At 48.3% G+C, this 12773-nt stretch carries 8 protein-coding genes; 7 read left to right on the forward strand and 1 reads right to left on the reverse strand.

All coding sequences use genetic code 11. The annotated features are described in order from the left end of the window. Window positions 1-18: 18 nt before the first annotated feature. The 5 genes from C161_RS12330 to bglB all read left to right on the forward strand — a co-directional run bounded on the left by C161_RS12330 (window position 19) and on the right by bglB (window position 6778). Window positions 19-1290 (forward strand): ABC transporter substrate-binding protein, encoded by a 1272-nt coding sequence (locus C161_RS12330; protein ID WP_036670521.1) that lies wholly within the window; start codon window positions 19-21, stop codon window positions 1288-1290. A 91-nt stretch (window positions 1291-1381) separates the two neighbouring features. Further along, the gene (locus tag C161_RS12335; protein ID WP_036609058.1) at window positions 1382-2287 is read left to right on the forward strand and encodes a carbohydrate ABC transporter permease; all 906 of its coding nucleotides are present in this window, start codon (window positions 1382-1384) and stop codon (window positions 2285-2287) included. After that, window positions 2287-3111 carry a carbohydrate ABC transporter permease gene (locus C161_RS12340; RefSeq protein WP_036609056.1) on the forward strand — a complete coding sequence of 275 codons (825 nt, stop codon included), beginning with the start codon at window positions 2287-2289 and terminating at the stop codon, window positions 3109-3111. Before C161_RS12335 ends, C161_RS12340 begins: the two co-directional genes overlap by 1 nt. Window positions 3112-3164: 53 nt before the next feature. Beyond that, the gene (locus C161_RS12345; RefSeq protein ID WP_235193791.1) at window positions 3165-5672 is read left to right on the forward strand and encodes a hypothetical protein; all 2508 of its coding nucleotides are present in this window, start codon (window positions 3165-3167) and stop codon (window positions 5670-5672) included. A 35-nt stretch (window positions 5673-5707) separates the two neighbouring features. Beyond that, window positions 5708-6778 carry a beta-galactosidase BglB gene (gene bglB / locus C161_RS12350; protein WP_036670524.1) on the forward strand — a complete coding sequence of 357 codons (1071 nt, stop codon included), beginning with the start codon at window positions 5708-5710 and terminating at the stop codon, window positions 6776-6778. A gap of 59 nt (window positions 6779-6837) precedes the next feature. Here the strand turns inward: bglB and C161_RS12355 are convergent, their stop codons facing one another. Continuing rightward, window positions 6838-9087: an FAD-dependent oxidoreductase gene (locus tag C161_RS12355; protein WP_036670525.1), complete on the reverse strand. Its 2250-nt coding sequence runs from the start codon at window positions 9085-9087 to the stop codon at window positions 6838-6840. A gap of 146 nt (window positions 9088-9233) precedes the next feature. On the opposite strand from C161_RS12355, the gene C161_RS12360 reads away from it, so the two are divergent. Further along, window positions 9234-9998, forward strand: coding sequence for a helix-turn-helix domain-containing protein (locus tag C161_RS12360; protein ID WP_036670526.1), 765 nt, complete (start codon window positions 9234-9236; stop codon window positions 9996-9998). A 359-nt stretch (window positions 9999-10357) separates the two neighbouring features. Further along, on the forward strand, window positions 10358-12691 hold the full coding sequence (locus C161_RS12365) for an endo-1,4-beta-xylanase (RefSeq protein WP_051449703.1): 2334 nt from the start codon (window positions 10358-10360) through the stop codon (window positions 12689-12691). Window positions 12692-12773 lie beyond the last annotated feature (82 nt).

Genomic DNA, 12773 nt, shown 5'->3' on the forward strand with positions numbered 1-12773 from the left:
TTCCAAGGAGATGTTGATATGACAAGAAGAACAACGTTTAAGCTCATCACTAGCATGGTATTGGTCATGTTACTCATCGTATTGACTGCTTGCGGAAATTCAGGTACCAATGCTAATCCAAAACAAACAACCCTGGATTTCCTGTGGTTCTCTGACGGAAAAGAAGGAGAAGTCATCAAGGAAATCATCAAAGATTATGAGCAGACCAATACCAAGGTTAAAATCAACCTGATTGAAGTTGGCTTCAAGGATATCCAAACCAAATTAAAAACAATGTTATCCGGTGGAAAGCCACCTGCCCTGAGCCGGGTCACGGATACCGGATCATTTGCTAATCAGGCGGTTGATCTGACACCTTACGTGGACAATGCGGACCAATTCGAGGATCAATTTATTGACTCACTTAAACCTTATTATGTTATTAATGACAAGCTGGTAGCGGCGCCTATGGATGTTACAGCGAATGGGCTTATTTATAACAAAACCTTATTTGATAAAGCGGGCGTCAAAGTACCGACCTCTCCTGACCAGGTATGGACGTGGGATGAATACACAGCTGCGTTAAAAGAGGTTATGGACAAAGGCGGAGCACGTTATGGCATGGTATGGGATGTCACACCGCATAGATGGTCCACTCTTTTGTATCAGAATGGCGGAAGCATCTTAACAGAGGATGGCACTGCAGCAGCGATTAACAGTGAAGCCGGAATCCGTAGCATGGAGCAGTTCAAGCAGCTTCATCAAGAAGGTATCATGCCCGAATCCGTATGGCTCGGAGGGGAAAATCCGAACAACCTGTTCCGTTCCGGGACGGTGGCTACCCACTGGGCTGGCAACTGGATGATCAGCAATTACAAGGATATCACTGATTTTGAATGGGGAGTCACCTATATGCCAAAAGGAACACAACGTTCTTCAGTGCCAGGAGGGAAGTTTCTGATGGCATTCAAAGGCAGCGGATATGAGCAGGAGGCGGCAGAATTTATTGAATACTTAACGTCCAAAGAAGTGAATTCAAAATATAACCAAGAATCATTGTTTATGAGTCCGCGGAAGGACAGCTCTGTATTGAATTATGAATTCGGCAAGGAGATGTTTGAAATTTTTGCGGATGAACTGAAGAACAGTTCGCCTCTTGCAGCTAATGACTGGTCCAGACAGACCATTATATCCAAAATTTCAACGGACCTGAAAAATAATATTGTTGAGGTTTTATCCGATAAGGCAACTCCGCAGGAGGCATTGGATCGAACAGCCAAGCTGATTAACGAGGCTATTAGCAGTCAATAAACGTAAAGCCATGTGGTTAATTCGTATACGGGGGCTTAGCGATTCCTGTAAAGCCTCCCTTTCGAATAACGCATAAGGAAGGGGCAAGCAGATGAGTGAAGGACAACGATTAAACAAAAATACGCTGGCAAAACAGAACAGGAAGCTCGTTATTGCTCCTTATCTGTTTATACTACCCAACCTCCTGATCTTTGGAACTTTTATCGTATTTCCCTCTTTATTGGGCCTCTATTATTCCTTTCATGTCTATGATGGATTGAACCCAATGAAGTTCAACGGGCTGGATAATTATATCAAAATTATAGGGGATCGGGAATTTTGGTCGACCATCGGACGAACGGGGATTTATGCAGCGATTGTTGTCCCGCTAATATATGCAGCAGCGTTAGGCATTGCTTTGCTGCTTGCGCGCGAGATTAGAATGCGCGGGTTCTTCAGGGCCGTATTTTACTGGCCGACCATGATTTCTTACATTATCGTAGGATTGACCTGGAAGTGGATTTTCGGAGATTCATTTGGCATCTTGAATCATCTGTTAACCGTGGTTGGTGTGGAACCTGTCGGCTTTTTAACCTCTTCCTTTTGGGCAAATACGGCTGTAATCATCGCGACAGTGTGGTCACGTGCAGGCTTTTTTATGGTCATTTTTATCGCGGGTTTGCAGGCTATACCTACGGATTATTATGAGGCTGCCCGCTTGGATGGGGCAACGGGAATGAAGGTGTTCCGCTATATCACGCTCCCGCTTTTGAAGCCCACAAGCTTGCTTGTTGTTATGCTGACTCTGATTGACGCGTTCAAAGCATTTCCACTTATGTTTGCGCTTACAGGTGGTGGTCCGGGCAAAGATACTACCTATATTGTTCAATATATTTATGAGATTGGCTTTAACAGACAGGAGCTTGGTCTGGCCAGTGCCATGTCGGTGATACTGTTTATCCTTATTGGTGGATTCTCGGCTCTGCAATTCCGTCTATCGAAAGGAGGGGCTACGTAATGGTCATGAAGCCTATGGTCAAAATCTTCATCTACAGTCTGTTAAGTGTTGCCGCAGTGGTGTGGCTCCTGCCTGTCCTGTGGGTCGTGATTTCTTCTCTAAAAACGAATAGCGATCTGTACAGCTTCCCTCCCAAGTTATGGCCGCAGCCAATCACCTTCGAGCATTTCAAGGAGGCATTCAGTAAAGGCGATTTTGGCTTGTATTTTATGAATAGTACGATCGTAACTGTAAGCTCAACGCTGCTACTGTTATTGATTAACTCCATGGCAGGTTTTGCATTGGCGAAATATCGCTTCCGCGGAAGCGCGATCATATTAATTGCTTTTGTCTCAACACTCATGATTCCGATTGAGGTAATTATGATCCCTATATTCAAAGTGCTGAGTGCACTGGGGTTGTATAATAGCCTACTCGCGATTATTATCCCGCCAGCAGCAACCCCAACAGGTGTGTTCCTTATGCGGCAGTATTTGTTGTCCGTACCGGACGAGCTGTTGGAAGCTGCCCGGATGGATGGAGCGGGCGAATGGAAAATTTACTGGAGCATTATTCTTCCGATAGCGAAGCCGATTCTTGCGGTGCTCGCAATCTTCTCCTTCATGTGGAGATGGGATGATTTTGTATGGCCGTTAATTGCGATTAGTGATCCATCGAAATATACGATTCAGCTTGCGCTCTCTAATTTTATTGGAGAATACAACGTGGATTGGGGAAGTTTGCTTGCGATGTCCGTTATCACGATGCTTCCGGTACTCATTGTTTTTATGGTTTTCCAGCGGTATTTTGTCAGCGGTATGATTACTTCAGGAATGAAAGGATGAGTTGAATGTCAGATACCACCCGGAGTGGGATGGATACCTTGAATTATAAACCTATGAAATTAGGTCACAATCAGGTCATTAATCATTGGATGATCAGCGGCATATATACGAAGCCTGTTGCCTTTGTTCCAACAACGATGGAGGGAGATATTAATGATTGGCTTATCGATGGTTTTGCCATTCATGAGAATCCATGCAGAAAGGAATTTGTAGAACATAGGAGAACGCAGCCTGTGAAGCGATTTTTTGATCAATGGAGCGAGTTTCCTAGCCCGGGAGACGACTTCGTTGGAGAAGAGAACGGAATGCCTTGGGCACTGTATTCTCCTTGGAATAATCCACGGGTGGAGCAATCAGGATTTTGGTTTGTACCGACACATCTGCGCAGTTACGCGGCGACAAGACTCATTTCTCCGACTGCTCATACCGCTTCTTTGCGGATTAAGACCTATGGCAGTCTGACGTTGTGGGTGAATGGGGAAATGGTAACGGATTTTGCGCCACTCATGCGTAACAAGGAGCAGGAAATCGTAATTAAAGCTGAACTTTTAGCTGGAATTAATGAGATCTATGCCTGCTGGGAGGATCTGGCTGAGCGAGATACCATGTATGCTTTTGCGTTGGAATATCTGGGAGACGAGGAATTGGTGATTTCCCTGCCTATTGCTCCTCATTTGGCTGAGTCTGTAAAATCCGCAGAGCAAGCCCTCGAACAGGCTTATTTTCCTTCGGATCTCTTCAGAGGTGAGCAGATTAAGCTCAAGCTGCCGCTTCCCTTGCCGGATATCGTTAGAGAGGTTGATATTCAGTATGGCAATTTTTTTGACGGTACCGAAAACAAGACGATACACATCGCCGAAAAGGAAACGGACCTGGTCCTGGCACATACGAATCAACTCGGTCATCATTACGTATATTTCACGCTGGCCATTTCAGTTTCAAATATTGTACTAACCAAGAAGTTTGGCTGCCAATCCTATGATACGAGCTATGATGAGGCTGCTCAGCAAGCTGCGGATATTGAAGCCCGCAAATCCCTGGCTCTGCAATGCATTGCTGAGAAGGGCAGTCCCAATATTCATAAGGCCATCGCCATGCTCAAAACAGGAGGTAATCTGCAAGAAGCGGAGAACATATTGCTTGAGGGTGTGGAAGGTATCGAGCAACGGAAGGATTGCAGTGACTTCTATCTGGTGGGACTGTTCCGTCTATGGAGAGATGAGCGAAATAGCGGTCTGTTCAGTGAACCGTTCTGGGATCGGGTAAAAGCAAGTATTCTTGGCTATCGATATTGGATTGATGAACCTGGCGATGATGTGATGTGGTTCTTCAGTGAGAACCATGCCTTGTTGTTCCATACCAATGAACTGTTAGCCGGACAGCTGTTTGGGGATGAAATGTTCAGCAACAGTGGTGAATCCGGTGAAGTACACCGTCAAAAAGCAGAGCAGAGGCTTGCATTATGGTTTGAGCGCTTTTTGGATGAAGGATTGGCAGAATGGAATTCAAGTGCATACATTCCGATTGATGCGGTTGGGCTATTGCATATCTATGAATTTGCCCATAATGAACAGCTCAGACAGCAAGCCAAAAAGGCAATGGACCTGTTATTCTATTATATTACCGTTCAGATGCATCAAGGAGTCTTGTCCACAACGTTTGGGCGCAGCTATGAGAAGGAACTGCTGGGTGGTTATGCAGCGGGAACCACTTCAATGTGCTGGATCGCTTATGGCGTTGGCAATGTAAACAATTATTCAATAAGCAATGTTGCCTTGAGTTTATCCGATTACAGTCCTCCAGCAGAATATCAGGAGCATCTGTTGCTCGGGGACAATCAGCAGTTAGTGTTCGCCAATCAGCAGGGCAAGGGAGGTTACGCCAAGCTCTATCACTGTCGGACCAAGGAATACTCCTTATCCTCAATCATTCGCTTTCGTCCAGGCAAGCCAGGTTATCAGGAGCATGTCCAGCATTTATCTCTGTCACCTGAGGCGCTGATCTGGGTGAATCATCCGGCAGAAATATACAAGCATGGGGATGGTCGACCTTGCTTCTGGGCTGGGAATGGGATATTGCCCGATGTTGTTCAGCATGAGGGGATCGCTTTGATGATGTTTGATATTCCTGCGGATCACAACTCTGACTGGACACATGCTTATTTTCCTACTCACTCCTTCACGGAATGGGTAAGGCATGAGAACTGGCACTTTGCCCGTTTGGATAAGGGTTATGCAGCTATATATGCGGCCAACGGGACGAGTATGGAGAGCAGCGGGGTGACAAGAAAACGTGAGCTTATTTCACCTGGCTTGCGGAACGCCTGGATTATAAGAGCAGGAAGCGAACAGCAATTCGGGTCATTTGACGCTTTTATCAACCAAGTTCGTTCTGCAAGCCCGCAATTCAATAATCAAGCTTTAACTCTCACTCTAACAGACCCGGTATATGGTCCAATTCAATGGGGAATGAACAAGTCTTTTCTGATTAAAGAAGAGGAAATTATACACGAAGGTTATGGAGTGAAGGGACAACTGAAGTTACTGGACATGGAGCGCTGAATCGTGTGCAAGAAACCAAGGGAGTGATAACCAACATGCTGAATCAAATGGTGCTGCAGGAGAGAATAAGCAAGGTATCCCAAGCGATGGAGTCTATGAAAAACACAAGTATCAATGAACAGTTTCCCATCGGACTAATTGACATACATCTATGGGAATGGCCGCAAGGTGTCGGTCTGTATGGCTTGCTTCAGCTCCATGAGGCAACGAAAGATCCCAAAGTGCTAGAATTTCTGGAATCATGGTATAATGCAAGGCTGATGGAAGGGTTACCGGAAAAAAATGTGAACACCTGCGCTCCGCTCCTTACTTTGATCTCATTATGCGAGCTGACCGGAAACAAGGAGTACGAACAGGTCTGTGAGGAGTGGAGCAGTTGGATCATGGATGGACTGCTGCGAACCGGAGATGGTGCGTTTCAACATATGATCACGGGAGATGTCAATGATGGTCAAATTCTGATTGATACCCTGTTTATGACGGTGCTATTTTTGGCCAAGTCAGGGGTATACTTCAAGAAAACAGACATGGTTGAAGAAGCCAAACGACAGTTCCTTGTGCATATCAAATATCTATATAACAAGAAAACCGGATTATTCTATCATGGCTGGGATTTCAACGAAAATCATAATTATGGTGCTGTTCATTGGGGAAGAGGCAATGCATGGTATACGGCGGGAGTTATGGATTTCCTGAATATCATTCCGATCGAAGCCGGGCTGAAGGCCTATCTATTGGATACAGCAACCGCTCAAGTCAGAGCACTGAGCAAGCTTCAGGGTGAGGATGGCATGTGGCACACTGTGCTGGATGATCCAACCTCTTACAAAGAAACCTCGGCAACGGCAGCGATTGGATACGGCATTCTTAAGGGAATCCGGTATGGATACCTGGATGAATCCTATCGCCAGAATGGCTTGAGTGCGCTTGAAGCGGTGTTGAAACATATTGATGATAACGGAGTTGTACAGCAGGTGTCCTATGGTACACCTGTGGGGCAGGATGCTCAGTTTTATAAAGATATAGCGATCAGTCCGATGGGATATGGACAAGCACTTACGTTGTTTATCCTGATTGAGGGCTTGCGGGTCCCAACCGCCGAATAGAATCAGGCGGACTTGTACGGAGGATGGGGGATACAGTTTCCTGTATCCTCCTTTTTGTTTTAGTAAGCTCGAATCTCGATTAATTCGGCATATCTGCTGCCATTTGTGGCATCAATTATGATTCTCAGAGCCTGAGCTGACACAGGGACTTCCAGGGAATGAATAACTTTTCTTTTGTGATTTTCTTGAACACTTGCGGCTTGTGTCCATTCGCCAGCCGGTGTCAGCACATCCAAGCGATAATCACGCACCAGCTCAGGCATCACACGGAATGTTGTGTGATGGTGATGTAAATTAACCAGATCCTCGTTCACATCATCATTAAACGTCAAGTGTAACTCAGCCAAGGTTTGTGGCTCTTCCCATGTCAGTTGCACCCATTCAGGATTGCCAGACTGCATCGGCTGCGACATCCACTGTTGCGGCCCACCGTAAGGGCGATGATAACCGTTAATCGTGTTGTCCGCTGAATATGCCGAAGTCTCAGAGAGGGTACGACAGCAGAATGGCTGACGCGCCAACCCCTGCATGGACCATAATACGACAGGCTGATCCGTGGCATGATCCTCCAGATTTTTGGACACGTGGTTTTCTTCTGTTTTGAAGAAGATCAGCACCCCGCTGTGTGCTTCTGTCGAATGGTAGAGTGAGACGGCTTTATTGGAGCGGATGATTATAAAAGCATTCTGTGGTTCTTCCGGTCGCCATTCGAGCGGCAGCTTCACCCACTGCGCAGTTCCTGTTGTAACGTTAACAGTCGCCGTAACTTGTAACGAATGCGGGACGTAGTTCTCCTTACGCCCCGTATCCCACAGCTCTACCGTCAGCGCGGTATCGCTGGATGCATCCAGCAGCAGCTCCAGGCCGCTGAGCACTGGATGCACAGGCAGCAGCAGGGCAACATCCGTACCCAGCGGGTACGTCTCGCCAGGCTGCTCAAGAGCGATGCCCGTCAGCGTGCTGGAGGCTGTAGCCTTGGCACGCCGGGCCAGATCCAGCTCATCGTGGCTGCGCACCCCGATGATGGATGCGTCCTGCCGCAGCAACGTCTGCTGCAGGACCGCCAGATGCCTCGCGTGCAGCTCGCGCGGCGATACCCCCATGGACGCGCAGAGCGCCGCGCCCGTACCCGCGGCTTCGCCGATGACCGCGCATGTTGCCATGACGCGCGTTGTCCCGAAGGCGACATGTGATGCACTGATGTCGCGCCCGGCCATGAGCATATTCCGCACATTTGCGGAATACAGCGAGCGGAACGGCACGTGATATACGCCATCGGCATGCATATGCTTCGAGCCACTCGCTTCGGCGTACATGCCCTGCGGGGGATGCAGGTCAATGGACCAGCCGCCAAAAGCAACGGCATCCGGGAACTCCCGCTGGCTGATAATATCATTCTGGGTGAGCACATAGTCACCCGTGAAGCGACGGTACTCCCTTTTGCCAGGCAGCGAACCAATCCACTCCAGCGTCATATGATCTGCATCAAACTTGCCGGAGTTCTTGATATAGTCCCAGATCCCGTAGATCACGGACCACAGTTCATCACGGATCAGCTCATTGTCATGAACGGTGTCATGTTCACCGCCCCATTCAATCCACCAATAATGACAACCGGAATCCCCGCTGCGAATGACCCGGCGAATCGGAATGCTGGTCTGTGTAATATCCTTGGCAAAAGAAGGCGGAATATAACGGACAGGCGCACCAGCATCCTTGGTATAGAAGAGAAGTGTACTGCCCAGCGTGATCTGATCAGCCACCTCTGGTGCCCACTCTTCGCCATATTCGCTGCGGGCTTCCCGGCCGAGTGCAAACTTGGCTCCAGCCAGAAAGCCAACCAATCCATCGCCCGTACAGTCCAGGTAGATCTGGCTTTCGAATCGGATTTTGCGCTCAGAACCCATCATCCACCCGGTAACAGAGGTGATTATGCGTTCATCTCCATCCCCAGTGGCCTCGACTTCATGTACATCCGTGTTCAGGTACAGGCTGATGTTGGGTTCAGCTCGAACGGCTTCCAGAATGATCAAGTCCCAGAGATACGGGTTGCCTTCCGGGTTGCGGTACTGGTTCTCTACAAATAGTTCTCCCATGATGCCCGTTTCCCGGGCATAACGGTTAATCCCGTGGGCGGTGGCACCGCACACCCAGACCCGAACCTCGCTGCTGGAATTGCCGCCAAGCACGGGGCGGTTCTGCACCAGCGCCACTTGCTGCCCCATGCGGGCAGCGGCTATCGCGGCGCATACACCAGCAAGTCCTCCGCCGATGACGGTGATGTCGTATTGTACATGCTCTTGTTTCATATCTGTGACCTCCTTAACTGAAGTTAGATCCACCTTGACTCCAACTACATATCTATAATTTCATCTTAGATTTATATATTCACTTTTTAAATGCACTATACTATCATCAAACATATACTTTATTTCACAGAAAGGGTGGTCAAGTCATGGAGCTGCTTAACCACATCTACTGGAAGCAAAAAGGGGAATTTGCTCTTACGGAAGATATCTATACGACTTGGGTGGCTTTTGCCGTCGAAGAGGGAATATTCCATTATGAGATTGGGGGTCAGATCGGAGAAGCGAGTTTTGGCGATCTGGTGCTGTGCCCCCCGGCGGTTCCTTTTCGGCGGACAGTCATTACCCCGCTGACATTTCACTATTTACAGTTTAGCAGTAGCCTGGAGGAGGAGGAGTTTCTGCCACCAGCCGGAAAATCGCTGATTAATGACACGAAGCGGTTAGCCTCGACGTACGCTTATTTACGCCAGGACAGTGAGGAGAATAAGGGGGAAGTTGCCCGTTGGAAGACACATTTTATGATGGATTTGTGGCAGTTGTATCAGGTGGAACGCAGACAGAATCGCTTAAAGGAGCGGAGATTCACCGAAGACGCACGAATGGCTGAAGCGGCAGCGCTGCTGGAGGAACGGGCGGAAGAGGAGATCAGCCTTCAGGAATTGGCGCAGCGACTGGCCTTGAGTCCGGTGCAGTTGACAAGGCGTTTCCGGGAAGCTTTTCAGGAGACGCCATCAGGCTATCTCAAACGGGTCCGTCTGAAAAAAGCGCAGAACCTCTTGGCTGACAGCAGCCTGACCCTTAACCAAATTGCCGAGCGATGCGGATATGAGAACGGTTTTTATCTGAGTAGAGTGTTCTCCAAAACGTTGGGCATAAGTCCATCTGAGTATCGCAGGAGACACAGGGTGTAAGCTGAAAGAAGTGAGCAGAAAGCTTGAAGACAACTTTAAAGACAACTTTTGAAGCCAGCGGAGCACCAGGTATACACTTCGTTACGGGTTGCCCAGATTATGGAGGAGCTGGTGCGAATGAGTGTAGAAGCAACGGATACTGCATTTCTAACCGAAATTAGAGGGGAAGTACATTTCAGTTGTAGATCATGGACAATTTATACTATAATTTACCATATGGAGTCCTTATCCGAACGTATGCCCCCGTATTCGTTTGAATGAGGACTCTGATTTTATAACTAAAACCAAGGAGGTGGATATGGCCTTAGCCTTTGGAATAAGGAATTCATCCTAATATTCGATAAAGGAGAATGGAAGCGATGAGAAAAATGATATTTTTGAAAGCGCTTAAATTTGTTTTGATGATAACGTTGTTAGTTCCTTTGTATTGGGCGGCTCCATCTGTCCATGCGGCAGAAGGGGAAAATACCTTGATTCTGAGTCATGATTTTGAAGATGGCACGATCCAGAGCTGGAGCGGACGCGGTGAAGTAGAAACGCTTCATGCAAGCGCCGTTGCAGCTCGTACCGGAGATTATGGACTGGAAGTGAGCGGGCGTGCTATGACATGGCATGGGCCAGCGCTGGATGTGACAGAACTTTTGGAGGTGGGACAGACGTATGTGTTCACTGGCTGGGTGAAGCTTCCGGCGGGAGCGTCCAGCACAAACCTTAATATGTCTTTACAGCGTACCCTACCAGATACAACACATTATGAAAATTTAACATTCGGTACCGCATCCGCAGGCGGATGGACCAAGCTTACTGCACAGTTTAAAATGCTGGAACCAGCGAATCAGTTATCGGTTTATTTTGAAGTGCCAGACCGTGCCACAGCTTCTTTTTATATGGATGATTTCCGATTGGAGAAGCTGCCAGATCTCGGACCCATTGTGATCGAAGAAGACATTCCTTCCCTAAAGGATGCTTTTGCGGGCAAGTTTCGAATTGGGACGGCCTTCACGAACAATGAACTGCTGACCGAACCGGACAAGCAGCTGCTTACGAAGCATTTTGATAGTCTGACACCAGGCAATGTTCTGAAATGGGACAGTACCGAGCCGCAAGAGGGTATGTATAATTTCAGCGGGTCGGATGCCGCAGTCGCTTTTGCAGCAGCGAACGGACAAGAGATACGCGGGCATACCCTCGTTTGGCATACACAAACTCCGGATTGGGTATTCCACGATGCCAACGGCAATCTGGTGAGCAAAACGGTGCTGTATGAACGGATGCAACAGCATATTGAGACGGTAATGGAGCGTTATCAAGGCCAGATCTACGCTTGGGACGTTGTGAATGAAGTCATTGATGCCTCCGAGCCGGATGGCCTGCGGCGCAGTCTGTGGTACCAGATTGCCGGGGAAGAATATATTGAGAAAGCATTTGAATTCGCCCATGCAGCCGACCCGGATGCCAAGTTGTTTATTAATGACTACAATACCCATGAGCCGGCCAAAAGCCAGGCCCTCTACAATCTGATCACTCGCCTTCAAGCCAAGGGTGTGCCTATTGACGGAGTCGGCCATCAAACACACATCAGCCTCTTTTATCCAACCCTTTCGGAAATTGAGAGTTCCATTGTCAAATTTAAGGCGCTGGGCCTCGAAACACATATTACTGAGCTTGATGTAAGTGTATATTCCAATGATTCGCAATCTTATGATATCTTCCCGGAAGAACTGAAGACACAGCAGGCGGCGCTGTACAAGTCCCTGTTCCAGATCTTCCTGAGGCATACGGATACAGTCAAAAATGTTACCTTGTGGGGCAAGGATGATGCCAATACCTGGCTACGAACCTTCCCGGTCGCCCGCAACAACTGGCCGCTGCTTTTCGACGAGCGACTCCAGTCCAAGCCAGCCTATTGGTCCGTATTAGAGACGGTCCAGGTCGAGGCAGTACCTGCCGCTCCGCAGAATCTGACCGCCACTGCGGTTAGCGACAACAGCATCAATCTAAGCTGGAGTGCATCTGCAAGTGCGACCTCCTATACGGTAAACAGGTCGCTGACAGCAGCCGGACCGTATACATCTGTGGCCGCTGTATCGGGAACAAGCTATAAGGATATGGCGGTATCTGCTGGAACCACCTACTACTATGTGGTGAATGCGGTTAACAGCGTTGGGAAGAGTGTAAATTCCGTTCAAGCTTCCGCAAAGGTCCAGGGTGGAGGGCCGCCAGAGCCTGCTAGCAATCTGACTCTAGCCTATCGTGCAGGGGATACAAATCTGCTCGATAACCAAATGAAACCGCAGTTTGTCATTCACAACAACGGTACCTCCGAAGTTAGCCTGAATGAACTGACAATTCGTTACTGGTATACAGTGGACGGGGAGAAACAACAATCCTTTTTCTGTGATTATGCACAGCTTGGAGGCAGTCAGATCAGCGGCAGCATAGTGAAACTGCCTGCACCTGTTCCTGGAGCGGACCATTATCTGGAACTGAAGTTCGGTACCGGAGCAGGCGTGATCCCGGTCGGAGGAACCTCTGGGGAGATACATACCCGGTTGCACAAAGCAGACTGGTCCAATTACAGCGAGGGGGATGATTATTCCTTTAACCCGCTGCAGACCTCTTTTGCCGATTGGACCAAGGTAACTCTTTACCGGAACGGCGAGCTTGTCTGGGGAGTGGAGCCTGTATCCTAATTTGCTAAGTCGTTATATCTAGCCTAGCCGGAGATCCCAGATCTCCGGTTTTTTTAATGCAATAGAACAAATCTGTGTATCT

This window comes from Paenibacillus sp. FSL R5-192 (genome assembly GCF_000517845.1).
Classification (GTDB): Bacteria; Bacillota; Bacilli; order Paenibacillales; family Paenibacillaceae; genus Paenibacillus; species Paenibacillus amylolyticus.

Bases quoted from the DNA above. Each gene is read 5' to 3' on its own strand.
- C161_RS12330 (WP_036670521.1), top strand. From the start codon at position 19: ATGACAAGAAGAACAACGTTTAAGCTCATCACTAGCATGGTATTGGTC.
- C161_RS12335 (WP_036609058.1), top strand. From the start codon at position 1,382: ATGAGTGAAGGACAACGATTAAACAAAAATACGCTGGCAAAACAGAAC.
- C161_RS12340 (WP_036609056.1), top strand. From the start codon at position 2,287: ATGGTCATGAAGCCTATGGTCAAAATCTTCATCTACAGTCTGTTAAGT.
- C161_RS12345 (WP_235193791.1), top strand. From the start codon at position 3,165: ATGAAATTAGGTCACAATCAGGTCATTAATCATTGGATGATCAGCGGC.
- bglB (WP_036670524.1), top strand. From the start codon at position 5,708: ATGCTGAATCAAATGGTGCTGCAGGAGAGAATAAGCAAGGTATCCCAA.
- C161_RS12355 (WP_036670525.1), bottom strand. From the start codon at position 9,087: ATGAAACAAGAGCATGTACAATACGACATCACCGTCATCGGCGGAGGA.
- C161_RS12360 (WP_036670526.1), top strand. From the start codon at position 9,234: ATGGAGCTGCTTAACCACATCTACTGGAAGCAAAAAGGGGAATTTGCT.
- C161_RS12365 (WP_051449703.1), top strand. From the start codon at position 10,358: ATGAGAAAAATGATATTTTTGAAAGCGCTTAAATTTGTTTTGATGATA.